The sequence below is a fragment of the Glycomyces tritici genome (assembly GCF_030403505.1).
In genome coordinates this window covers 971,033-993,581 of record NZ_JAUEMJ010000002.1, presented here as the reverse complement: position 1 = coordinate 993,581, position 22,549 = coordinate 971,033, and the positions used below count along the sequence as shown (strand labels likewise).

Sequence of the window (22,549 nt, the reverse complement as noted above, 5' to 3'; positions counted from 1 at the left end):
CCGGCCGCGGTCGTTACCCTTGCGTGAACACGATTGCGGCGACGACAGTACCGGCTGAGCGGACCGAGACGGGGGAAGCGCGGATGGACGAGGCTTTCGGCGAGAGCTCGCGCGAGGTCCGGGGACGCACCGTCACCGGCCTCGTGCTGCTCCTGGGCGGACTGGTCGGCGTGGCCGCCGCGTTCGACCTCACCTACGAGCGCATCGCCTCGCTCATCGACCCGGGCCACGCGATCTCCTGCGACTTCAACCCGGTGCTGTCCTGCGGCACCGTGATGAACACCTGGCAGGCCTCCGTGTTCGGCTTCCCGAACCCGATGATCGGCCTCGTCGCGTTCCCGCTCGTCGTCTTCATGGGCGCGCTGCTCCTGTCGAAGGTGTCGCTGCCGCGCTGGATCGCGCTGGCCTTCAACCTCGGGACGCTCGCCGGGCTCGTCTTCGTGTCCTGGCTGATCTACCAGTCGGTGTACCAGATCGGGGTGCTCTGCCCCTGGTGCATGGCGGTGTGGGCCGTGGTCCTGCCGATCTTCTGGTTCTCCACGGTGCGCAACCTGCGCACCGGGGCGATCCCGGTGGGGGAGGACTGGCGCGACGCCGTCGACGACCTGCTGCGCTTCCACTGGGTCGGCCTGGTCCTGCTGTACGCGGTGGTCCTCGTGCTCGTGGGCACCGGTTTCTGGGACTACTGGTCCACGCTCTTCTAAGCACTGCTGCGACGCGGACGCGCGCTGCTAAACCCTGCGTCGACGCAAAGAGGAAAGGCCCCGGGCATCCGCCCGGGGCCTTTCCACATGCCGTCTCAACCCGGTCTTCTAGCCAAGTCGCAGGCCGGTCGGCTCCAGCCAGCCGCCTTCAGAGAGGTACTCGAGCACCTGTTCGACGCCTTCGCCGACGGTGATCTCGCTCGTGTCGATGGTCAGCTCCGCGGCCGGCGGCTCCTCGTACGGGTCCGAGATCCCGGTGAACTCCGGGATCTGGCCCGCACGGGCTTTCGCATACAGCCCCTTGCGGTCTCGCGCCTCGCACACCTCGAGCGGGGTGGCCACGTGCACGAGGACGAAGTCGGCGCCCGCCGCCTCGGCCATGCGCCGCGCCTCGGCCCGGTCCGCCTCGTACGGCGCGATCGGGGCGGCCATGCCGATGCCCCCGTGCCGGGCGACCTCGGCCGCCACGAACCCGATCCGGCGGATGTTCACCGACCGGTCCGCGCGCGAGAACCCGAGCCCGCTCGAGAGGAGCCGGCGCACCACGTCGCCGTCGAACAGCGACACCGTGCGGGTGCCCTCCTCCAGCAGCGCCTCGAAGACGCCGCGCGAGATCGTGGACTTGCCCGAACCCGAGAGGCCCGTGAAGAACAGCACCAGGCCGCGCTGGCGGCGCGGCGGGCGCGCCTTCCGCAGCTCGGAGGCCACGCTCGGCGGCGTGTGCCACTCGGGGAGCCCGAAGCCGCGGTCGAGCATGTCGGCGACCTCGGCGTCGCTCAACGCGACCCGCCGGAACGGCGGCTCGATGTCCTCGACGGGCCGCCACTGCCCGTCCCGGGTGTCGTACGCCAGCTCGCGCGGCACCATCGAGCGCACGCCGTCGCCGCCGCCGAGGCCGTCGCGGCCGGTCATGATGTGGGTCGCGCCGTACGCCGCCGCCACCTTCGCGGTGAGGAGGCCGTCGCGGAGCTTGTCGCCGCGCTTGGACAAAGGCACCGTCAGCACCGTGGCCGTCGGGAGCCGGTCCTTCGCGGCCAGCACCGACCGGACGAGCGCCGCCGTCGGCAGCCGCAGCTCCCGGTCGCCGTTCGTCTCGTCCCCCGTGGGGATCATGACGAGCACGTGCGCGGCCAGATTGTGTGCGGCCCTGGCGAGCTGCGCCAGCTGCGGGCGGTGCAGCGGCCGGTCCGCGACGAGCGCGAGCACCCGCGGCTTCGTGTAGGTCGTGCGCGCCTGCTCCGGGGTGGCGCGCAGGCCCGTGAAGACGCCGTGCGCGGCGTCGGCGATGCGCCGCACCGGGCCGCCGACGCGGACCATGTCCGGCCCGAGCGCGTCGAGGCTGTGGCACTCCACTGCCGCGACCGGCGCCCCTTCAGGGTCGGTGATGCGAAGCACACGGCGCTTCGGGTCGGGGTTGTCGAGCAGCTGGGCGGTCGCTATCGGCACGTCCAGCGTCACCGGGACCGGCCATGCCGTCCCGTCCGGGAGCATCCCGGTCCGTGTCACCGACCTGGCCTCCGCCTCGCCCATGAACCCGCGCAGCGGCGCGTACGCGCCGTACAGCAGCAGCTCCAGGTCGGCGAGTTCGTGCGGCAGGGGGGTGTGGCTCGGCGCCTCGGCGAGGATCTCATCGGGCAGTACCCAGTCAGACATCGGCGGTCGGGATCCCTTCGCAGTGCTTCGGGCAGGGGCGGCATCGGATTCGGTCGCACCAGCGTATGCCACGGGACCGTCACTCACCTCACCCGCGCCGGGCGCTTATGAACGGGATCGTCCCGCATGGCGGACTGAGAAAGTGGCGCACCCATTACCGGTAAGTTACGCTGACGGAGCTAATTTACGGCTTTGCACGCGGGCGCCGAGGAGCTGATCGACGGCTCTGCAAGCGGTCGCCAAACAGGCCCGAGAGCACGAGTGCAGCAGTGACCGCGGACAAGGACGTCGGCGCGGCCGGCCCCCAGGGCTACATGGCGAAGCTTGCGGAGCCGTAAGTTTGTGCCGTCCAGACCACCAGTGGAGACCTCCATGGACTACTTCGACTCCTCCAGCGGCATCGACGACAAGCAGCTCCGCCGCGACATCCGGCGGCTCGGCAACCTCCTCGGCCAGGCCCTCGTCCGCCAGGAGGGCCCCCAGCTCCTCGAACTCGTCGAAGAGGTCCGCGGCCTGGTGCGGCACCAGCCCGAGGCCGTCGCCTCCCGCCTCGCGAAACTCGACGTGAACGAAGAGGTCGACCTCGCCCGCGCGTTCGCCACCTACTTCCACCTCGCGAACATCACCGAGCAGGTCCACCGCGCCCGCGACATGCGCCGCTCCCGCGCCGAGAACGGCGGCTGGCTCTCCCAGGCCCGCGCCGAGATCACCGCCGAGGACATCCCGGCCGACCAGATCGCCGCCGCCGCCGAGCGCCTCGAAGTGCGCCCCGTCTTCACCGCGCACCCCACCGAGGCCGCCCGCCGCTCCATCCTCATGAAGCTCCGCGGCATCGCCGACCTCCTCGACGCCGAGACCGCCGAACGCGCCGTCCTCGGCTCCGCCGACGTCGACGCCGTCAACTCCCGCCTCGCCGAGATCATCGACCTCCTCTGGCAGACCGACGAGCTCCGCGTCGAGAAGCCCGAGCCCACCGACGAGGCCCGCAACGCCATCTACTACCTCACCGACCTCTACCGGGACGCGGCCGCGCGGGTCCTCACCGACCTCAACGCCACCCTCACCGACCTCGGCGGCTCCCCCCGCCCCGGCCACGCGCCCCTCAAGTTCGGCACCTGGATCGGCGGCGACCGCGACGGCAACCCCTTCGTCACCCCCGAGGTGACCAAGCAGGTCCTGCTCATGCAGCACGAGCACGGCATCGCCGCCGCCGAAGGCGCCGTCGCCGCACTCATCAACGAGCTCTCCGTCTCCCAGACCGTGCGCCCGGCCGCCCAGGAACTCCTCGACTCCGTCGCCGCCGACTTCAAGGTCCTGGACAACATCCCCGAGCGGTACAAGCGCATCTACGGCGAAGAGCCCTACCGCCTCAAAGCCCGCGCCATCGAAGCCAAGCTCGCCAACACCCGCGCCCGCCACGCCGAAGGCCTCCCGCACCGCGCCGGCTTCGACTACGCCGACGGCCGCGAACTCCTCACCGACCTCCAGGTCATGCGCGACTCCCTCGCCCGCCAGCGCGGCCAGCTCCCCGCCAAGGGCGTCCTCGACCGCGTCATCCGCACCGTCGGCGCCTTCGGCCTCCAGCTCGCCACCATGGACGTGCGCGAGCACTCCGAGGCCCACCACGCCGTCCTCGGCGAGCTGTACGACGCGACCGGCGAGCTCGACAAGCCCTACGCCGACCTCACCGCGGCAGAGCGCGACGCGCTCCTGGAGAAGGAGCTCTCCGGCCAGCGCCCCCTCGCGCCCTCCAACGTCGAACTCGCCGAACGCAACCGCAAGACCTTCGACGTCTTCCACGCGATCCGCGACGCCCAGGTCCAGTTCGGACAGTCGATCGTGGAGTCCTACATCATCTCGATGACCCACGACCCGGCCGACGTCCTGGCCCCCGCGATCCTCGCCCGCGACGCCGGCCTCGTCGACGTCGCCCGCGGCCGCGCCGACATCGGCTTCGTCCCCCTCATGGAAGAGGTCGAGGACCTCGCCGGCGCCGACACCCTCCTCGACCGGCTCCTCAGCCTCCCCGCGTACCGCGCGATCGTCGCCGCCCGCGGCGACATCCAGGAAGTGATGCTCGGCTACTCCGACTCCAACAAGGACGCCGGCATCACCGCCAGCCAGTGGAACATCCAGAGCGCCCAGCGCCAGCTGCGCGACGTCGCCCACAAGCACGGCGTGCGCCTGCGCCTCTTCCACGGCCGCGGCGGCACCATCGGCCGCGGCGGCGGCCCCACCCACGAGGCGATCCTGGCCCAGCCCTCGGGCACGCTCGACGGCGCCATCAAGATCACCGAGCAGGGCGAGGTGCTGTCGGACAAGTACACGCTGCCGGCGCTGGCGCGCGAGAACCTCGAGCTGACGGTGGCCGCTTCGCTGAAGGCGACGCTGCTGCACACCGAGCCGCGGCACCAGCCGGACGTGCTGGGCCGCTGGTTCAGTGTCATGGACCAGACCTCGGAGGCCTCGAAGGCCACGTACCGGGAGCTGACCGGGAAGCCGGGCCTCGCCGAGTACTTCTGGGCCGTGAGCCCCACGGAGCTGCTGGGCGCGTTGAACATCGGTTCGCGCCCGTCGAAGCGTCCGAACACGGACGCGGGGCTGGGCGGCCTGCGGGCGATCCCGTGGGTGTTCGGCTGGACGCAGTCGCGGCAGATCGTGCCGGGCTGGTACGGCGTGGGCGCGGGCCTCGCGGCCGCCCGCGAGGCGGGCCTGGGCGAGGACATCGCCGAGATGTATGAGAAGTGGCACTTCTTCCGCAACTTCGTCTCCAATGTGGAGATGACGCTGGCGAAGACGGACCTGTCGATCGCGGAGCAGTACGTCTCCACGCTGGTCCCGGCCAAGCTGCGGCCGATCTTCGAGACGATCACGGCCGAGCACGAGCGCACCGTCGCCGAGGTGCTGGCGCTCACCGGCGGGGAGAAGCTGCTCGACGCGAACCCGCAGCTGGCCCGGACCCTCGAGGTCCGCGACCGCTACCTCGCGCCGCTGCACCACCTGCAGATCTCGCTGCTCAAGCGCTACCGCTCGGAGGGCGGCGCCGACGGCGACGTCGACCCGCAGCTCAAGCGAGCCCTGCTCATCACCGTGAACGGCATCGCGGCGGGTTTGCGCAACACCGGCTGATCCAGGCTGCGCGAAGGCCGCGGCGGTACGCACCGCCGCGGCCTTTTTCGTTCACCCAGATTTGACAACACGTTGTCAATATGACAGAATGTTGTCATACCTGGAACGAGGAGAGCGACAATGACGCAGTACGTGCACATGGCCGTTTACGACACGCTGGCCGACTGGGAGGTCGGCTACGCGACCGCCCACATCAACGGCGGCGACTGGCAGCGCGAACCGGGCCGCTACGAGGTCCGCACCGTCGGCGCCGGCCCCGAACCCGTGCGGACCAAGGGCGGCCTGACGATCACTCCCGACCTCGTGCTCGACGAGCTCAGCGCCGACGACAGCGCCATGCTGATCCTCCCCGGCGCCGACACCTGGCTCTTCGGAGGCAACACCGGCTTCGCGAAGGCCGCCAGGCGGTTCCTCGACGCCGGCGTCCCGGTCGCGGCCATCTGCGGGGCGACCGGGGGACTGGCCTCCGAAGGACTCCTCGACGACCGCGCGCACACCAGCAACGCACCGGAATTCGTGCAGGCCTTCGGCTCCAAGGGCACCGACCTGTACCGCGACGTCCCGGCGATCACCGACCGGGGGCTCATCACCGCCTCGGGCACGAAGCCGGTGGACTTCGCCCGCGAGGTGTTCGCGGCCCTCGACCTGTACACGCCCGAGGTCCTGGCCTCGTGGTACAAGCTCTACGGACTCGGCGACCCGGCCGGGTACTACGAGCTGATGGGCGAGACCGCATGACCGAACGCCAAGAACTCCTGTCTGGCTTGGCCGTGACGGTGTTCCGACTGAACGGCCAGTTCCTCGACGTCGCCGAGGGACTGGCCCGCCCGGCCGGCCTGACCGCGGCCCACTGGCAGGTGCTCGGGGCGGTGACCAAGGAACCGCTGCCGGTGGCGGGCATCGCCCGCGCGATGGGCATCACCCGTCAGGCCGTGCAGCGCATCGCGGACATCCTGGCCGAGAAGGGCATGGTCGAGTACCTGCCCAACCCCGCCCACCGGCGGGCCAAACTGGTCGCGCCGACCGAGGAGGGCCTGGAGGCCGTGCGGCGCATCGGCCCCGCGCACGCCGCATTCGCCGACCGGCTGTGCGAGGCCCTGGGAGACGATCGCGCCGCCGACGTCCACCGCCTTCTCGGGGAGCTCTCGACGACCTTGGAGGCGCTGGCAGCGGAAGAGCACGGTTGATTTCCAGAGGGCGCGGCCGGTCGCCGCCGTGGTAGTTTCTGCGCTGTCCACGACCACACGAGAATTGCGGAGACCATGGCGAGAACCCTGCAGGTCAGTGTCCGGAACGCCAAGTTCCAGCAATGGGAGACCTTGCTGCGCAACCGCAACAAGCGCCACCGCGCCGGGTCCTTCCTCGTGCAGGGCGTCCGGCCGATCTCCCTCGCGGTCGAGCACGGCTGGACCGTCGAGGCCTTCCTCTACGACGCCGACCGCCCGCGCCTCTCCGACTGGGCCCGCGGCCTCCTCGAACGGCCCCACACCGAGCAGGCCGCCCTCTCCGGCGGCCTCCTCGCCGAACTGGGGGAGAAGGACGAGGACAACCCGCCCGAACTCCTCGCCCAGGTCAAGATCCCGCAGCGCCGGCTCGCCGACCTCGCCACCCGCCCCGACTGGCTCGGCATCGTCATCGACCGGCCGACCAGCCCGGGGAACGTCGGCTCGCTGATCCGCTCGGCCGACGCGTTCGGCGCAGACGCCGTGGTCATCACCGGCCGCAACGCCGCAGACCCTTACGACCCCAAGGCCGTTCGGGCCTCCACCGGGAGTCTCTTCGCAATGCCCGTCGTGAGTGCCGCCTCGGCGCACGAAGTCGCCGAATGGGCCCGCAAGCAGCCGCACGCACCCACGATCATCGGCACCGACGAGCGCGGCGAGCAGGCGCTCTCCGAACACGACCTCGGCGGCCCCACCCTCCTCGTGGTCGGCAACGAGACCACCGGCATGTCCAAGTCCTGGTTCGAACTCGCCGACGCCACCGCACGCATCCCCATGTCGCCCAAGGCCGCCTCCTCCCTGAACGCCGCCAACGCCGGCTCGGTCGCGCTCTACGAGGCCGCCCGCCAGCGCACCGCCTGAGTCGCTCCCGGTCGGCGTCGGCTTGCGGTTCAGGCGGGCGCCGCCGAAGCGGTGCGATTCGGGGTGGGGCCGGTCGGCGGGTGGCGGGTTTGTTTCAAGGCGGGCGACACGCCCGATCGCGGGGCAGGGGTCGGCTGTTTCCTTGGGGCGCAGACGGGTTCGGCGAAACATGAGGGACTTGTATCCCCGCGAGTGATGACGGTCGGGCGTGCGCGAGGGATGATTGATATACGCACAGGGATACGGAAAACGTACAGGTGGCGATTAGGTGCAAGCAGACTAAGCCAAGCCTCTGGCCGAAACCCAAACCGGACCGATTCCGAGACCGATGCCTTACGGGGCATGGGTTTCAGTCTTATTGTGCTATCGGGATCCACAGCTGACCACGGCCCCTCCTCGGGGCCGTGCTGGGTGGGAGATCGCCGGTCGGGATCACCCCGACCGGAGACAGTGTCCAGAACGAGACACGCACTCGTAAGACCGCCAGCATGATCGGCGATGCCGGCCGGGCAACAAGGACCCGGCCCACCCGTTTCCGCCATGCGAGGCAATGTGACCTCCCTGGTCTCGAATGACGATGCCCGGGATCGGCATCACCTCCCGGGCAAGTGAATCGGGAGCAACGAGAGGGAAGGAGGCGGCTCTAGTAGCGCTATCGCTCACCCTGGCGGGGGAGCACGCTCACCTTTGCAGGGGAGTCGGCGAGCACCGCCGGAAGCGAACATGGATTCGAACCCGCTGATCGGCGGGCGCCATCCCCTGCGCATGGGAGGACACATGACTGCGCCTATCGCCACCTCGGCTGACCCTGACCTGTCGGCCACCGGTTCGACCCGTCGTGGTGCACCGGTCGCCGGTGCCGCGATGTGCGGTGGCGCGATCGTCTTCGCCGCCACTGGGTTTCCGGGGGTCGGTGCGGCACTGCCACAGTCGACCGGCTGGGCGGGGCTGGCAGGTGTGCTCCTGGTGTTCGCGGGGTTCCGAGCGTTCGGGCGGCGTCACCGCGCGGGATCGGGGCGGCTCGCGGGCTGGGGGCGCGGCCTGCTGATGGCCGGGCTCGTGGCGACGGCGGTCGGCTTCCTGGCGAACGCGGTCGGGCCGTTGGCGCCGGGCGGGGTCGAGGGGATGGTGGCGTTGGCGGGTGTGCCAGCCTGGGTGCTGTCGCATTTGGTCTACATAGGTGCGACGGTGCTCGGGGCGGCGACGTTGCGGAAGCGATCGGGTCCGCTTCCCGAAGCGGTCCTGATGGTCGCAAGCCTGCCTTTGCTCGTCCTCGGTGTCGCCGCCGGTTTGCGCTTGGGCGAACCGGCCTCAGGGTTCGTCACCTGGGCCGCTACCGAAGGGCAGGCCGGGCTGGTCTGGTCGCTGATCGGAGTCCGGCTCTGCCGCCGGGGCTGACTAGACCGAGGCCTGATTGGCGGCTGCGTCCTCGGCGAGCTTGCGTTCGTGCTGCTCCTCGGCCTTGGTCCACAATGCGCCGAGATCGGCTTCGTCGAGAGTGAGGTTGAAGCGGCCCCGCAGGAGCGACGCGAAGTCGTCCGGGTCGGCGACGATCCGGACCGTCTTCCCTTCCGGCAGTTGCGGGTCGTAGACGGTGAGCGTGCGCGCCCGCAGGACCCAGATGTCGGTCTCGCCGGGGTTCTGCACGGTCAGGGTCTTCACGAACGGGGACTCGGGGGAGGTCGAGAGCTCGGTGCACTTCGCCTCGAACTCGCTCACGTCGCGCGGATCCGAGGTGAAGTCGAACGTGAGGTTGGTGACGCGCGGGTCGATCGAGCAGCGCCATTCGCCCTCGCCGAGGCTCCAGATGCCGAAATTGAACGGCCCGACCCGGTAGCTGCCGCTGCGGATCGGCAGCGGGTCGCGGAAGCCCGTGCCGATGCCGGCGTCTGCCAGGTACTCGTCGCCGCCGGGGAACCGCACCACGAGCGGCATGTGGTTCCACCAGTTGCCCTCGCCCTCGGTCTCGCGGGCGACGCCGCCGAGCACGCGGCGCACGTCGAAGCCCATGGCCTCCAAGGCGTGCGCGAGCGTCCCGTTGTGCTCGTAGCAGTAGCCGCCCCGGCCGCCCTCGACGAGCTTGGTGTACAGCGACGCCGCGTCGAGCCGGATCGGCCTGCCCAGCTGGATGTCGAGGTTCTCGTACGGGATCGCGTCGATGTGGGCGCGGTGGATCCGGCGCAGCGCGTGCAGCGTCGGGCGCCTCGGGGCCCTGATCCCGACGCGCTTGAGATAGGCCGTGAGCTGCGAGGAGTCGAACACCCCTCGACCATAGCGCGAGGCGGCCCCGCAGGTTGGGTCGTGATCGTACTGATACGGGAATGATGTTGCGGGACTGGAGGAACGTCTCGCCTGGAACCGTGGTTGTCGTGCGCGTGTGGGATAGTCTCCACAGCTTCCAGACACTGCTCCCCATACTGCCCTGAAGGAGTCCCCACTATGGTCATGGGCCCGACCCACGCCATGTCCGGTGCCGCCCTGTGGCTCGCGGGCTCGGCGGTCGCCGACATCGCGTTCGGCATCGACCAGTCCTCCGCCGAGCTCATCGTCGGCACGATCGTCGCCTCAGGCGCCGCGCTCTACCCCGACATCGACTGCGCCGGCAAAGTGACCGAGAACAAGGGCGGCTCCACTGTGGCCCGTTCGTTCGGCGTCGCGTCCCTCTTCGTCGCCGAGGTCGTCGAACGTCTCTGCTACTGGTTCTACCTGCTCACGAAGTCGAAGAAGGACAAGAAGCGGAAGAACGGCCACCGCACCTTCACCCACACCGCCCTGCACGCCGCGATCGTGGGCACCGGCACCGGCTTCCTCGCCTACCAGTTCGGGAAGCCGGCGGTCATCGCGATCCTGTTCGTCCTCACCGGTCTGGCGGTGCGCGGCCTGCTCGCCGAGACCGTGGAGAAGAAGGGCTGGATCGTCACCACCGGCGTCGCGCTCGTCGCCTCCTACGGCATGTACCGGTTCCTGCCCGAGGGCCGCGACTACTGGGTCCTCGGACTCGCGATGGGCATCGGCTGCTTCATCCACGTCCTGGGCGACATGATCACGAAGATGGGCTCGCCCCTGTTCTTCCCGCTCCCGATCCAGGGCCGCCGCTGGAAGGACATCGGCCTGCCCAACTCGATCGCCCTCCGCGCGGGAGGCAAGGAGGAGAACCGCATCCTCCTGCCCGTGCTCACCGTCCTCGTCGTGATCGGCATGCTCTACAACGTGCCCGAGGTGCAGCAGCTGCTCTTCGACCAGGGCACGGGCCAGGGCGCGAGCGAGTAGGCGCGGCCGGCACGCGGCCCTCGGCGAAGCTCGCGAGCCGTAAATGGGCGCTGCTCCCGCGAGGTAGACTCGACCGGTTGCCGGAACCGGGCCTCATGCCCGGATTTCGGCCAATCGTCGTGCCTTGAGCACAGTGAAACCCGGAACCTCGCAGGAGTCCGCATGGCCGCAGAACGATCCGCTCCGAAACTCGCGAGCCTGCTCAGCGCGGCCGCGAAAGCGCCGAAGCTCGCCCGCATCGGCGACCTCGCGGCCTCGTCCGACCGCCCGGTCGACGTCGTCGCCGTGCCCGGCGCGCGCCCCCTCGCGCTCGCCCGGGCCGCCGCCAGCTCGCCGGGCCCCGTGCTCGCGATCACCGCGACCTCACGTGAAGCCGAGGAGCTGGCCGAATCACTGGCGTCCTTCCTCGACGAGGAGGACATCGCGCTCTACCCCGCGTGGGAGACGCTGCCGCACGAGCGCCTCTCGCCCCGCTCCGACACCGTCGGCGCCCGCCTCGAACTCCTCCACCGCATCCACGCCGGCGACGTGCCGCGCGTCATCGTCACCCCCGTCCGCGGAGCCCTCCAGCCGCAGCTCAAGGGCCTCGGCGAACGCGAGCCCGTGCAATTGAGGCGCGGCGACGAGACCGACCTGCTCGACCTCGCCGCCCACCTCGTCGACCTCGCCTACGAACGGGTCGACCTCGTGGAGAAGCGCGGCGAGTTCGCCGTGCGCGGCGGCATCCTCGACGTGTTCCCGCCCACCGCCCAGCACCCGCTGCGCCTGGAGTTCTTCGGCGACGAGGTCGACTCCATCCGCGAGTTCTCCGTCGCCGACCAGCGCTCCCTCGACGAAGCCCCCGAACTGCGCGCCGTCGCCTGCCGCGAACTGCTCCTCACCGACGAGGTGCGGGAGCGGGCCGCCGCCCTCGGCGACACCTACCCCGGCATCGCCGAGATGTGCGCCAAACTCGCCCAGGGCATCCCGGCCGAAGGCATGGAGTCCCTGCTGCCCGCGCTCGCCGGACCCGATGAGCTGCAGCTGTTCCAAGAAGTCCTGCCTCGCGACTCCCTGGTCGTCGCGATCGAGCCTGAGCGCATCCGCTCGCGGGCGGTCGACCTCGTCGCCACCTCGAACGAGTTCCTGGACGCCTCATGGGCCGCCGCCGCGGCCGGGGCCGAAGCGCCCGTGGACCTCGGCGCGGGCACGTTCCACGACCTCGCCGAGGCCCGCACCGCCGCGCTCGCCAAGGGCCAGCGCTGGTGGACGATCTCGCCGTTCGCCGTCGCCCCCGAAGAGGACGCGATCGCGGAGGAGCTCGCGGCCATCACCGGCGAGCCGCTCCACTATGGAGCGGTTACGGCCGACGACGCGATCACCGTGGACCTCGGCATCGCCGAGACCCCGCGCTACCACGGCAACACGCCGCAGCTGGTGGCGGACATGCAGGCCTGGACCCGCGAGGGCCGCGCCGTCGCCGTCGTCTACCCGGCCCTCGGCGGGGCCGAGCGGGCCGCCGAGCAGTTGAAGGCCGAGGGCATCGGCGCGCACCTGGAGGCCGCGCCGCAGGCGTTCCGCGCGGGCGAGGTCGTCGCGTGCACCGGCACGCTCACGCTCGGGTTCGTCGACGCCGCTTCGGGTCTGGTGGTCGTCACGGCCGCCGACATCGCGGGCGGCAAGGCGCTCGCGGCCCAGAAGCCCCGCAAGGGCAAGGCGACCAAGCGCCGCGGCGTGGTCAACCCGCTCGAGCTCTCCCCCGGGGACTTCGTGGTGCACGACGCGCACGGCGTCGGCAAGTACGTGGAGATGGTGCGGCGCGCGATCGGCGGGGCCGAGCGCGAGTACCTGGTGATCGAGTACGCCGCCTCGAAGCGCGGCCAGCCGGGCGACCGCCTGTTCGTGCCCACCGACTCGCTCGACCAGCTGACCCGGTACGTGGGCGGCGAGCAGCCGACGGTGCACAAGCTGGGCGGCGCGGACTGGCAGAAGACGAAGCGGCGCGCCCGCAAGGCCGTGCGCGAGATCGCGGCCGAGCTGATCCAGCTGTACGCGGCCCGGCAGGCGGCCGAAGGGCACGCGTTCAGCCCGGACACGCCGTGGCAGCGCGAGCTCGAGGACGCGTTCCCGTACATCGAGACCCCCGACCAGATGTCGGCCATCATGGACACGAAGGCGGACATGGAGGCGCGCGTCCCGATGGACCGCCTCGTCATGGGCGATGTGGGCTACGGCAAGACCGAGGTCGCCGTGCGCGCCGCGTTCAAGGCGGTGCAGGACGGCAAGCAGGTGGCGGTGCTGGTGCCGACCACGCTCCTGGCGAGCCAGCACTACGGCACGTTCGTGGAGCGCATGGGCCAGTTCCCGGTCAAGATCAAGCAGCTCTCGCGGTTCCAGTCGACGCGCGAGGCCGCGGAGATCCAGAAGGGCATCGCCGCGGGGGAGATCGACATCCTCGTGGGGACGCACCGGCTCCTGCAGGCCGAGACCCGGTTCAAGGACCTCGGCCTGATCATTGTGGACGAAGAGCAGCGGTTCGGCGTGGAGCACAAGGAGAAGCTGAAGGCCCTGCGCGCCGCCGTGGACGTCCTGACGATGTCCGCGACTCCGATCCCGCGCACGCTCGAGATGGCGGTGACCGGCATCCGCGAGATGTCGACGATCGCCACCCCGCCCGAGGAGCGCCACCCGGTGCTGACCTATGTGGGCGCTTGGGAGGCCAGGCAGGTCGCGGCCGCGATCCACCGCGAGCTGCTGCGCGACGGCCAGGTGTTCTACCTGCACAACCGGGTCGAGTCCATCGACCGGGCCGCGACGAAGCTGCGCGAACTCGTCCCCGAGGCCCGGATCGCCGTGGCGCACGGCAAGATGGGCGAGGGCCAGCTCGAGAAGATCATGCAGGGCTTCTGGGAGGGCGAGTACGACGTGCTCGTCTCGACCACGATCATCGAGTCCGGCATCGACATCCCGAACGCGAACACGCTCATCGTCGAGCGGGCCGACCTGCTCGGCCTCTCGCAGCTGCACCAGATCCGCGGCCGCGTGGGCCGCAGCCGCGACCGGGCGTACGCGTACTTCCTGTACCCGCCGGAGCAGACGCTCTCGGAGACCGCGCACGAGCGCCTGGCGACGATCGCGCAGCACTCCGAGCTCGGCGCGGGCATGTACGTGGCGATGAAGGACCTGGAGATCCGCGGCGCGGGCAACCTCCTGGGGGCCGAGCAGTCCGGCCACATCGCGGACGTGGGCTTCGACCTGTACCTGCGCATGGTCGGCGAGGCGGTGGCGTCGTTCAAGGGCGGCGCCGAGGAGCCGCCCTCGCCGGTCAAGGTGGAGCTGCCGCTGGACGCGAACATCCCGTTCGACTACGTGGAGGTCGAGCGCCTGCGCCTGGAGATGTACCGCAAGATCTCCGAGGTCCACAGCGAGGCCGAGCTGGACGAGGTGCGCGAGGAGATGGAGGACCGGTACGGTCCCGCGCCCGACCAGGTGCAGACCCTGTTCCACCTGGCGCGCTTCAGGCTCCTGGCCCGCGCGCACGGCCTGCAGGACGTGGCCTTGCAGGGGAAGAACCTCCGGTTCTCCTCGATCGAGCTGCCCGACTCGAAGCAGATGCGCCTGAGCCGGCACTACCCGGACGCGCACTACAAGCCGCAAGGGGGCGTCATCAGCGTCCCGCGCCCGACCACCTCGAAGATCGGCGGCAAGCCGCTCGAGGGGCTCGCGCTGCTGCAGTGGTGCGCCGACCTGGTCAACGACATCATCCCCGAGGTCGCCTGAAAGAACTCCTACATATTCCTTGACAAGAATATTCTCCATGAAGAATACTTCTTCTCATGGAAGCAATCCTCGCCGCACTCGCCGACCCGGCCCGGTGGCGGCTCGTCAACCTGCTGGCCGAACGACCCCGGCCCGTCGGCGTCCTCGCCGAACTGGCCGGGGCGCGCCAGCCGCAGACCACCAAGCACCTGCAGGCCCTCGAACGCGCCGGCCTCGTCGCCTCCCAGCGCAACGGCCAGCGCCGCATCTACGCCCTCCGCTCGGGTCCCCTGCGGGACTTGGCGACCGCACTGCAGGGCTTCGCCGACGCCGCTGACGGCCACGAGGGGTTCGACCGGTACGCGGCGAGCGCCGCGGCCGAGCGGATCGCCGCCACCGGCGAAGGCTGGGCCGACGGCCGCTCGTTCCGGTTCACCCGCACGCTCCCGGCCGCCCCTGCGGCGCTCTGGCCCCACCTGACCGAGACCGCACTGCTCGACCGGTGGTGGACGCCCGACGACTTCCGCGTCGCCGAACTGGTCTTCGAGGCGCGGCCGGGCGGCCGGATCGTCCTGGAGTACCGGGATATCGACGACAAGGGCACCGACCTCGTCGCGGGCCGCGCCGAAGGCGAGGTGACCGAGGCCGTTCCCGGTGAGCGCCTGGCCTACCGGCTCTCCCCGCTGCTGCCCGACGGCGGCATCGCCTTCACCTCCCACGTCGAGTTCGACCTCCGGCCGACCGGCGAGGGCACCGCACTCGACGTCCACTGGCGCCTCTCCGACAGCACCGTGGAATCCGCCGACTTCATCGCGGGCATCGAGATCGGCTTCGGCCAGACCCTCGACAAGCTCGCCGCCATGCTCGACCACTGAACACCGCACACCCTCAAGGAGCATTGCAATGAACACGCAGCAGCACACCCGCCGAGTCGTCACCAACACCGCCCTGTCCCTCGACGGCCGCTACGCCAAGGCGAACCCGCTCGACATGGGCTGGGTCATGCCGTACGCGATCTCGGAGGCCGCCCGCGACCACCTCGCCGCCCTGCACGAAACGGCGACCACCGCCTTGCTCGGCCGCGTCAACGCCGAAGGCTTCCTCGGCTTCTGGCCCACCGTGATCGGCGCCGAAGGCGTCGACCCCCGCGACGAGGCCTTCGCGCAATGGCTCGTCGACGTGGACAAGACGGTCCTTTCCTCCACACTGGAGAAAGCCCCCTGGGAGCGGGCCGAGGTCGTGGACAAGCCGACCGCAGCAGCGGTCGCGGACCTCAAGGCCGCCGAGGGCGGGGACATCCTGGTGCTCGCCAGCGCGAGCGTCATCAAGGCGCTCCTGGCCGCCGACCAGGTCGACCGGCTGGCGATCACGCTGTTCCCGGTGTTCCTCGGCGAGGGCCCGCGCCTGTTCGACGGTGAACTGCCCGAAGGGCAGTGGGCGCTGGTGAGCCAGAATGCGGGCGAGGACGGCACGGTCTCGCTGGTCTACGACCGCATCCGCTGATCAGTGTGTTTCGGGGGCCGGATTCGTCCGGCCCCCTTTCACGCCTGCTCGAAGTAGAACGACTTGATGTAGCAGTCGCGCGGCTGCCCGATCGCGAACATGACGCAGTCGGCGACCGAGCGGGCGGTGAGGGCGTCGCCGTCCGCGCGTTCGGCGTCCCATGCGGGGCCGAGCGGGTCGGTGTCGTCGAAGTCCGGCGGGTACAGGGCGATGACGCGGACCCCTTGGGGCCGCAGGCGCTTTGAGAGCACTTCGGTGAACCCGGCCTGCGCGGACTTCGCGGCGTAGAACGCCTCGTGCGCCTCGGACCGGTGGTTGCCGTACTCGCCGCACCCGGACACCATGGTCACGATGTCCGGCCGCGGGCTGCGCAGCAGCAGCGGCAGGAGCGCCTTGGTGGCGAGCACCGTGCCGGTGGCGCCGGCCGCGATCGTGGCGGCGATCTGCGCGTCGTCCGCTTCGAGGAACCCGCCCGCGTCCAGGTAGGGCGCGCCGTTGTTGACGAGCACGTCGATCCGGTCGGCCACCTCACCGACGGTGGTGGCGAACTCGCGCACCGACTCGGGGTCGGCCAGGTCGCACTCGAACGCGTGCGCCCGCCCGCCGGCGTGCCGCACTTCTTCTGCGACCGATTCGGCCGCCTGGAAGTCGCGGGCGCTGAGGTACACCTCCGCGCCGTCCCGGCCCAGTGCGATCGCCAGGCTCCTGCCGAAGCCGCGGCCGGCGCCGGTCACGACCACCCGATACCCCTCGAACCGCATGAGCGCCCCTCCCGTATGTGGAAGCCTCAGCTTCTCACCGATGCGTTCGCGGGGGAATCCTCGGACGGTCTTAGGCCGGTTTCGGACGCGGTCGGCGCCGTGCGATCCGGTTCGCCGGTGGTGACGCGGGGCGGCGGCGCATCGAGCAGTTCTGCTATACCTGGGGCGTGACGGCTGCAGCAACGCCCGAGATCGCCGGGACGGCAGGATCGCTGCTCGGCAAGACCGCGACGGCATGGCGCGCACCTGCGTTCGGGATGTCGGGTGCGGACCGGCTCATCGTCACGTTCAGCGACGGCAGCGCCGCGTTCGCCAAGGGTGCGACGACCGAGGAGATCGCGGGCTGGCTGCGCAACGAGCACCGCATCCTCGACCACCTGCGCGGCACCGGCCTCACCCCAGAGGTGCTCGGCTGGCAGGACGACGGCACCAGGCTGCCGCTGCTGGTGACGGAGGACCTGTCCGCCGCCTACTGGCCCGCGGCCGGCGCCGAGAACCCGAACGGGGGCACGTCGACGGTCTGGCGCCCCGGCGACATCGACGCGCTCCGCCGCACGCTCGACCGTCTGCGCCGAACGCCGCTCCCTGCCCGGCTGCCGCGGACTCCCAGCTGGCCGGGGCCGCAGTGGCCGCGCGTCATCGAACTGGCCGACCGGCTCGTCGACCTCGGCGTCGTCGTCCCCGGCTGGCTCGAGGCGCACGCCGAGACCCTGACCGCTGTCGACGCGGCGGCGGACACCGCGCTCGACCTCGGCGCATGCCTGGTGCACGGCGACTTCCGCAGCGACAACGTGTGCCTCCTCGGCGGCGCCGGGGAGCGCGAAGCCCGCCTCGTCGACTGGTCGCACGCCGGTGCCGGCCACGAGCTGCACGACCTCGTGCAGCTGCTCCCCACCCTGCACCTGGAGGGCGGCCCGCCGCCGTGGCAGGTGTGCACCGAACCCGCACCCCTCATCGCGAGGCTCGCAGGGCCGTCACTGCAGCGCGCCTGTGTGAGCGAGCAGCCGACCTGGCTCCGCCGCGTATTCCTCGAACTCGCGTCGATCAACCTGACCTGGCTGGCAGCGGCCCTCGGGCTGCCGCAGCCCGTGCCGGAACGAGACACGAACGGTTGAGCAAGGCGCCTGGGACCTAGGCCTCGGCGCCGAAGCGCTTGGCCGAGCGGGCCTTCGCCTTGGCCGCCTCGACCTCCCGGTCCTTCGGCGGCGCGGTGGTGACCAGGTTGTCGAGCAGCTCCTGGGTGGCGGCGGCGATCGCGGCCACCGCCGCCTCGAAGGCCGCTTCGTTGGCCTGGGACGGATGGGTCGAGCCGCTGATCTTGCGCACGTACTGGAGCGCGGCGGCGCCGACCTCCTCCTCCGTGGCGGGCGGATCGAAGTTGAACAGGGTCTTCACACTGCGGCACATGCCCCAATGGTGGCACGGTGGTACGACATCGCGCCGGAGACGACGAGGGCGGGACCGCGAGGTCCCGCCCTGTCGTCTATCTATGGCGCTACTCGCCCCAGTTGGCGGCGCGGCGCTGCCGCAGCACCAGGAGCGTGCCGCCGACCGCGAGGACCGCGGCTGAGGCGACGGCGACCGTGAGGCCGGTGCCGGTGACCGGCAGGCTGCCGCCGCCGCCGTTCCCGTTGTCGTTCTTGACCTTCTCGACCAGTTCGGCGATGCCCCACATCTTGTTGGTGCTCCAGGACTGGCCGGTCGGGTCGTACCAGGTGTGCGCGGCGGTGCGCACGCCGTCGGTGGCGTCGTTGACCTGCAGGTCGAGGCCGTGCTCGGCGCCGACCTCGCCCTGGCCGTCGGCCAGCGCGATCGCGATCTCGACCCGGTAGCCGGTGCTCGTGGCCACCGCGGCGCTGGTGATCGCACCCGCGTCGGGTCCGTTGCCGCCCAAGGTGACGACGTTGGTGAAGCTCACGCGGTACTGGCCGTCGGCGTCGTCGTACCCGCCCGACTTGGTGTTGCCGGGGTTGAGGAACACCTCGACGGAGTCCTCTTCCCAGGGGTTGGCGCTGCTCTCGTCGAGGTTCGGGTCGGTGACCTCGAACAGGGCGTAGATCGCGTTCTCGTCCCACATGAGCGAGACGTCGGCCTTCGCGCCGTCCTCGGCGCCTTCGACGCGGACGTCGGTGGCGACCGTGGCGGCCTTCTTCCAGGGCTTGTCCTTCTCGCCGTCGATCACGGGCGCGTTCTTGGCCCGGGGCACCTGCACCCGCGCGTACTCGGGTTCGGGCTCTTCGGGGATCTCGGGGAGGCGGGTGGGGTCGACGATGCCCCAGTAGGCCCACTTGGCCTGGAGGTCGTCGTCGAAGGGCAGCGGGGACTCCAGCGGGCGGGTGCCGTTGAAGCCGCGCAGCCAGGAGCGGCCGTCGTGCAGGCCCCAGACGGTCACGGATTCGAGGTCCTTCTCGCGGAGCATCGCGAACAGGTCGCGGTAGTAGTGGCCCTGCTGGACGATGCGGGCCTCGTACTCGGGGAACTCCACGCCCTCGACGGGGGCGCCGATGGCGACGTCGAGTTCGGTCACCGCCTGGAGGACGCCGAGTCCGGCGAACTTGTCGATGCTCGACTCGATGTTGTCGAGGGGGGTGTTGAGGCTGATGTGGGTCTGGTGGCCCACGCCGTCGACGGGGACGCCGTCGGCGAGCATGTCGGCGACGAGGTTGTAGAGGTTGTCGCGCTTGGCCGGGTTGTCGGTGCCGTAGTCGTTGATGAAGAGCTCGACGTCGGTGGCGCCGACGGCGTCGAGCTCTTCGCGGGCGATGCGGAAGGCGTGCGAGATGTACTCGGGGCCTTCGAAGATCTGGAACCAGCGGCTGTCGCGGTAGACCTCGGCGGCGTTGTCGCTGATGACCTCGTTGACGACGTCCCAGGCCCAGATGCGGTCGCCGTAGTGCTCCGCGATGGCGCCGATGTGCGCTTCGAGGCGGTCGAGCATGATCTGCTGGTCCTCGGCGGAGCTGCCGAGGGGCTCACCGGCCTGCGGGTGCCCGGCGGGGTAGGTGAACCACCAGTCGGGGGTCTGGCTGTGCCACAGGAACGTGTGCCCGTAGACCTCCATGCCGTTCGCTTCGGCGTGCTCGACGAGTTCGTCGGCGGCGTCGAAGTTGAAGGTCCCCTCGGTCGGCTGGATCGCCTCGACCTTCATGTGGTTCTCGGCGGTGACCTGGTTGAAGTGCTTGTTCAGCAGGTCGCCGGTGGGGGCGGCGAGGTCGCGGGGGTCGATGGCCGCGCCGAAGCGGAAGTCGTCGGCGAGGACGTCCTTGAGGGAGGGGATGTTCGGGTCGACGCCGGGCGGGGTGAGCTCGGTGATCTGCACGTTGTCGATCAGGTACGAGGCATCGGGGGCCGGGGCCTCGACGTAGAAGGTGAGGGCGTCGGCGGGCGCGGCGATGCTGTATTCGCCGCTGAGGGTGGTCCACTCGGTGCCGGCGGCGGCCTGGTAGACGAGGCTGTCGTAGGCGGTCTCGCCGCCGGCTTCGCGCTGGACGGTGGCGCTGAGCTTGTCTCCGGTGCTGCCTTCGGCGAGGCGGACGTCGAGCGAGATCTCGTACACGCCACCGGGGGCGATGTAGTCGGTGATGTCGAGGGCGGGGCCGTTCCAGTCGGCGGCGCGGCCGGTGGTGAGGAGGGCGCCGTCTTCGACGGCGAGGGTGACCGGGCCGCGCGGGGCCCAGTCGCCGACCGTGCCGTCCTCGAAGTCCGAGGTGTGGACGACGGTGCCGTCGTCTTGGGCGGCGGCCGGTTGGCCGAGGGCGAGCGCGGCGGGGATGACCAGCGCTCCGGTTGCGGCGGCGAGGGCGCGCAGGCGCCGGTGCCGTGAGCGGGGGTGACGTTCCATGGCTTGGCAGCTCCATTGCGGAGGAGGGAAAAACAAAGCTTCGGAAGTTTCGAGAAGTTTCATGAAACTTTCCGAGAATGACGGTGCCATGGTAAGTGGGATATCTACGCTTGTCAATCGGCGTGCTCACTCGGCGAGCTGCAGGTACCGGCTCAGGTGCGCGGCCGCGTCGAGCATCGCCAGGCCGCGCTCGGTGAGCCTGCTGCTCCAGCCTTCGAGCGCGAGCGCCAGCTCCTCGGTGCCGCCCGCGGTGCGGACCTGCCGGACGACCACAGCGATGCGCTCCAGCGGGTGGTCGCCGCGCCGCAGCAGGTGCGCGAGCTCGGCGTCCCGCACGTCCTCGTCCCGGAACAATCGGTACCCGGTGGCCGGATCGCGTTCGGGAGTGAGAATGCCGGCGTCCTCCCAGTTCCGGACGGTCGCAGCGGTGACCTCGAGCCGCCGCGCCAGTTCGCCCACCGTGAGCGGCGGGCCGTGGAACCGCGCGGGCGCGGGCTCGGCCGTGAGGTGCCCGATCGCGCTGCGCACCGCGTCCAGGGTCTCCCTGTCGCGCACGAGGCGCAGGTGCCCGCGGTCGATCAGCGCCAGTGCGCCCTCGCGGTCGCCTGCGTTGAGCGCCTTCATGATCCGGCCCGCCGCGGCGTGCCCGTACGCCGGCACCAGCGCCAGGAACGCGCGCAGCGCCGCCGCGTGCATTTCGGTGTAGACCCGGTACCCGCTGGGCGTGCGCGCCGCCGCCGGGAGGAAGCCCTCGCGCTCGTAGTTGCGGACCGCCTGGGTCGAGAGCCCGTGCTCGCGGGCGAGGTCGGCAGGTCGAAGCGTGGCCACAGGTCCGAGACTCTAGCGCACCCGCCGCCCTGATCGCAGCGCGATGATGACCGGTCGGCCGCTCATGGAGACGTGGAGGCAGGCCCGACGGCCGACGGACGCCGGCTCGGGTCGACCTGACCGCCACGCCGGCCGCGCACGCGGGCGAGTACACCGAACGCGGCGGCCGTGAGCACCAGGTAGGCCAGCACGAGCACGGCGGCATCAGGTGCGGACTCCACCCGCACTCCGGTGTCGCGGCCTTCGCCCGCGAACACGATCCGGTTCACCGTCAGGAACGTCAAATGCAGTGCCATGGACGTCCAGAGCGACCCGGTCGCGATCCGCGCCGCCAGCAGCGCCGTTCCGAAGCAGGCGAGCAGCAGGACGTAGGTGACGGGCTCCTGCCCGGACGGCGCGAACGCGACCCCGTCGGGATCGCCGCCCAGCAGCATGGTCGCCGCGGCGGCGGCAGCGGAGGTCGGCAGCATGATCAGGCAGAACAGCGCCGTGGTCACGAAGAACGGCGCCCGGCGGGCGCCCCGGCGCTTGAGGGTGGCGTAGATGTAGCCGCGGAAGGTGAGCTCCTCAGGAAGCGCCTCCAACGCGAATGCGATGCACGCGTTGACGACGAGGAACCCCGCCAGTGCGCCCCAGTCCACCGACCCGAACGCGATCCAGCCACCGAGGACCGCGGGCACGATCGCGACCGCTGCCGCCCCACCGGTGACCGCGACCCCCAGGCCGAACGTCCGCACTGCGGATACGGCCGAGACGAATCCGAGCGCGGCGTACGGCCGCCGGTCGAGCCTGGCGTGAAGCCAGAGAACGACGGAGACGACGATGAGGCTGACGACGACCGCGCCGACGGCCTGCCGGGCGGTGCGCCCGAACCCCGTCTGGTCGGCGATCGCCATCGAGACCGGCCCGGCGACACCGAGCCCGATCCCCATCGCCGCCCACGCGCCGAACGTGCGGAGCGCCAGGGCGGGGCGACTCGGGCGCTGATCGGGCGGAGCTGCGTTCATGGGATCCACTGTCGCGCCGACTGCCTTGCGC

At 70.8% G+C, this 22,549-nt stretch carries 18 protein-coding genes; 11 read left to right on the top strand and 7 right to left on the bottom strand.

Annotated features, from left to right (window positions below; genetic code table 11):
* Positions 1–83 precede the first annotated feature (83 nt).
* Positions 84–704: a vitamin K epoxide reductase family protein gene (locus QWI33_RS09850; RefSeq protein ID WP_289957074.1), complete on the top strand. Its 621-nt coding sequence runs from the start codon at positions 84–86 to the stop codon at positions 702–704.
* Between the two features lie 108 nt (positions 705–812).
* Here the strand turns inward: QWI33_RS09850 and cysC are convergent, their stop codons facing one another.
* On the bottom strand, positions 813–2,357 hold the full coding sequence (gene cysC / locus QWI33_RS09845) for an adenylyl-sulfate kinase (protein ID WP_289957073.1): 1,545 nt from the start codon (positions 2,355–2,357) through the stop codon (positions 813–815).
* 372 nt (positions 2,358–2,729) lie between these two features.
* Here cysC and ppc point away from each other — a divergent pair, with 372 nt between their 5' ends.
* The 5 genes from ppc to QWI33_RS09820 all read left to right on the top strand — a co-directional run bounded on the left by ppc (position 2,730) and on the right by QWI33_RS09820 (position 8,968).
* Positions 2,730–5,486 carry a phosphoenolpyruvate carboxylase gene (ppc, locus tag QWI33_RS09840; protein ID WP_289957072.1) on the top strand — a complete coding sequence of 919 codons (2,757 nt, stop codon included), beginning with the start codon at positions 2,730–2,732 and terminating at the stop codon, positions 5,484–5,486.
* A gap of 120 nt (positions 5,487–5,606) precedes the next feature.
* Entirely contained in the window at positions 5,607–6,224 is a 618-nt protein-coding gene (locus QWI33_RS09835) for a DJ-1/PfpI family protein (protein WP_289957071.1), read from the top strand.
* Positions 6,221–6,673 carry a MarR family winged helix-turn-helix transcriptional regulator gene (locus QWI33_RS09830; RefSeq protein WP_289957070.1) on the top strand — a complete coding sequence of 151 codons (453 nt, stop codon included), beginning with the start codon at positions 6,221–6,223 and terminating at the stop codon, positions 6,671–6,673. Before QWI33_RS09835 ends, QWI33_RS09830 begins: the two co-directional genes overlap by 4 nt.
* Before the next feature lie 75 nt (positions 6,674–6,748).
* Complete coding sequence (locus QWI33_RS09825) at positions 6,749–7,570, top strand: TrmH family RNA methyltransferase (protein WP_289957069.1); 822 nt, start codon at positions 6,749–6,751, stop codon at positions 7,568–7,570.
* A gap of 723 nt (positions 7,571–8,293) precedes the next feature.
* Positions 8,294–8,968, top strand: a complete 675-nt coding sequence (locus tag QWI33_RS09820) for a hypothetical protein (protein WP_289957068.1) — start codon at positions 8,294–8,296, stop codon at positions 8,966–8,968.
* On the opposite strand, the gene QWI33_RS09815 is transcribed toward QWI33_RS09820, so the two are convergent.
* Positions 8,969–9,832 carry an arylamine N-acetyltransferase family protein gene (locus tag QWI33_RS09815; RefSeq protein WP_289957067.1) on the bottom strand — a complete coding sequence of 288 codons (864 nt, stop codon included), beginning with the start codon at positions 9,830–9,832 and terminating at the stop codon, positions 8,969–8,971.
* Positions 9,833–10,009: 177 nt separating this feature from the next.
* Here QWI33_RS09815 and QWI33_RS09810 point away from each other — a divergent pair, with 177 nt between their 5' ends.
* The 4 genes from QWI33_RS09810 to QWI33_RS09795 all read left to right on the top strand — a co-directional run bounded on the left by QWI33_RS09810 (position 10,010) and on the right by QWI33_RS09795 (position 16,081).
* Positions 10,010–10,840 (top strand): metal-dependent hydrolase, encoded by an 831-nt coding sequence (locus QWI33_RS09810; protein WP_353895414.1) that lies wholly within the window; start codon positions 10,010–10,012, stop codon positions 10,838–10,840.
* Positions 10,841–11,002: 162 nt separating this feature from the next.
* The gene (mfd, locus tag QWI33_RS09805) at positions 11,003–14,599 is read left to right on the top strand and encodes a transcription-repair coupling factor (protein ID WP_289957065.1); all 3,597 of its coding nucleotides are present in this window, start codon (positions 11,003–11,005) and stop codon (positions 14,597–14,599) included.
* A gap of 56 nt (positions 14,600–14,655) precedes the next feature.
* Complete coding sequence (locus QWI33_RS09800) at positions 14,656–15,453, top strand: metalloregulator ArsR/SmtB family transcription factor (protein ID WP_289957064.1); 798 nt, start codon at positions 14,656–14,658, stop codon at positions 15,451–15,453.
* Between the two features lie 28 nt (positions 15,454–15,481).
* Positions 15,482–16,081 carry a dihydrofolate reductase family protein gene (locus tag QWI33_RS09795; RefSeq protein WP_289957063.1) on the top strand — a complete coding sequence of 200 codons (600 nt, stop codon included), beginning with the start codon at positions 15,482–15,484 and terminating at the stop codon, positions 16,079–16,081.
* A 38-nt stretch (positions 16,082–16,119) separates the two neighbouring features.
* On the opposite strand, the gene QWI33_RS09790 is transcribed toward QWI33_RS09795, so the two are convergent.
* Positions 16,120–16,842 (bottom strand): SDR family NAD(P)-dependent oxidoreductase, encoded by a 723-nt coding sequence (locus QWI33_RS09790; RefSeq protein ID WP_289957062.1) that lies wholly within the window; start codon positions 16,840–16,842, stop codon positions 16,120–16,122.
* A 167-nt stretch (positions 16,843–17,009) separates the two neighbouring features.
* On the opposite strand from QWI33_RS09790, the gene QWI33_RS09785 reads away from it, so the two are divergent.
* A complete protein-coding gene (locus QWI33_RS09785; RefSeq protein WP_289957061.1) occupies positions 17,010–17,957 on the top strand; it encodes a phosphotransferase family protein in 948 nt (315 codons plus the stop codon).
* Positions 17,958–17,973: 16 nt separating this feature from the next.
* Here the strand turns inward: QWI33_RS09785 and QWI33_RS09780 are convergent, their stop codons facing one another.
* The 4 genes from QWI33_RS09780 to QWI33_RS09765 all read right to left on the bottom strand — a co-directional run bounded on the left by QWI33_RS09780 (position 17,974) and on the right by QWI33_RS09765 (position 22,518).
* On the bottom strand, positions 17,974–18,249 hold the full coding sequence (locus tag QWI33_RS09780; protein WP_289957060.1) for a DUF2277 domain-containing protein: 276 nt from the start codon (positions 18,247–18,249) through the stop codon (positions 17,974–17,976).
* An 88-nt stretch (positions 18,250–18,337) separates the two neighbouring features.
* A complete protein-coding gene (locus QWI33_RS09775; protein ID WP_289957059.1) occupies positions 18,338–20,683 on the bottom strand; it encodes an endo-1,4-beta-xylanase in 2,346 nt (781 codons plus the stop codon).
* Between the two features lie 126 nt (positions 20,684–20,809).
* Positions 20,810–21,511 (bottom strand): TioE family transcriptional regulator, encoded by a 702-nt coding sequence (locus tag QWI33_RS09770; protein ID WP_289957058.1) that lies wholly within the window; start codon positions 21,509–21,511, stop codon positions 20,810–20,812.
* A gap of 62 nt (positions 21,512–21,573) precedes the next feature.
* Positions 21,574–22,518 (bottom strand): CPBP family intramembrane glutamic endopeptidase, encoded by a 945-nt coding sequence (locus QWI33_RS09765; protein ID WP_289957056.1) that lies wholly within the window; start codon positions 22,516–22,518, stop codon positions 21,574–21,576.
* Between the last annotated feature and the right edge of the window lie 31 nt (positions 22,519–22,549).

What these genes read in the sequence shown, in the direction of transcription:
- cysC (WP_289957073.1), bottom strand. Translation starts at nt 2,357, where the DNA reads ATGTCTGACTGGGTACTGCCCGATGAGATCCTCGCCGAGGCGCCGAGC.
- QWI33_RS09825 (WP_289957069.1), top strand. Translation starts at nt 6,749, where the DNA reads ATGGCGAGAACCCTGCAGGTCAGTGTCCGGAACGCCAAGTTCCAGCAA.
- QWI33_RS09765 (WP_289957056.1), bottom strand. Translation starts at nt 22,518, where the DNA reads ATGAACGCAGCTCCGCCCGATCAGCGCCCGAGTCGCCCCGCCCTGGCG.
- QWI33_RS09850 (WP_289957074.1), top strand. Translation starts at nt 84, where the DNA reads ATGGACGAGGCTTTCGGCGAGAGCTCGCGCGAGGTCCGGGGACGCACC.
- QWI33_RS09820 (WP_289957068.1), top strand. Translation starts at nt 8,294, where the DNA reads ATGGATTCGAACCCGCTGATCGGCGGGCGCCATCCCCTGCGCATGGGA.
- QWI33_RS09780 (WP_289957060.1), bottom strand. Translation starts at nt 18,249, where the DNA reads ATGTGCCGCAGTGTGAAGACCCTGTTCAACTTCGATCCGCCCGCCACG.
- QWI33_RS09775 (WP_289957059.1), bottom strand. Translation starts at nt 20,683, where the DNA reads ATGGAACGTCACCCCCGCTCACGGCACCGGCGCCTGCGCGCCCTCGCC.
- QWI33_RS09830 (WP_289957070.1), top strand. Translation starts at nt 6,221, where the DNA reads ATGACCGAACGCCAAGAACTCCTGTCTGGCTTGGCCGTGACGGTGTTC.
- QWI33_RS09795 (WP_289957063.1), top strand. Translation starts at nt 15,482, where the DNA reads ATGAACACGCAGCAGCACACCCGCCGAGTCGTCACCAACACCGCCCTG.
- mfd (WP_289957065.1), top strand. Translation starts at nt 11,003, where the DNA reads ATGGCCGCAGAACGATCCGCTCCGAAACTCGCGAGCCTGCTCAGCGCG.
- QWI33_RS09810 (WP_353895414.1), top strand. Translation starts at nt 10,010, where the DNA reads ATGGTCATGGGCCCGACCCACGCCATGTCCGGTGCCGCCCTGTGGCTC.
- QWI33_RS09800 (WP_289957064.1), top strand. Translation starts at nt 14,656, where the DNA reads ATGGAAGCAATCCTCGCCGCACTCGCCGACCCGGCCCGGTGGCGGCTC.
- ppc (WP_289957072.1), top strand. Translation starts at nt 2,730, where the DNA reads ATGGACTACTTCGACTCCTCCAGCGGCATCGACGACAAGCAGCTCCGC.
- QWI33_RS09790 (WP_289957062.1), bottom strand. Translation starts at nt 16,842, where the DNA reads ATGCGGTTCGAGGGGTATCGGGTGGTCGTGACCGGCGCCGGCCGCGGC.
- QWI33_RS09835 (WP_289957071.1), top strand. Translation starts at nt 5,607, where the DNA reads ATGACGCAGTACGTGCACATGGCCGTTTACGACACGCTGGCCGACTGG.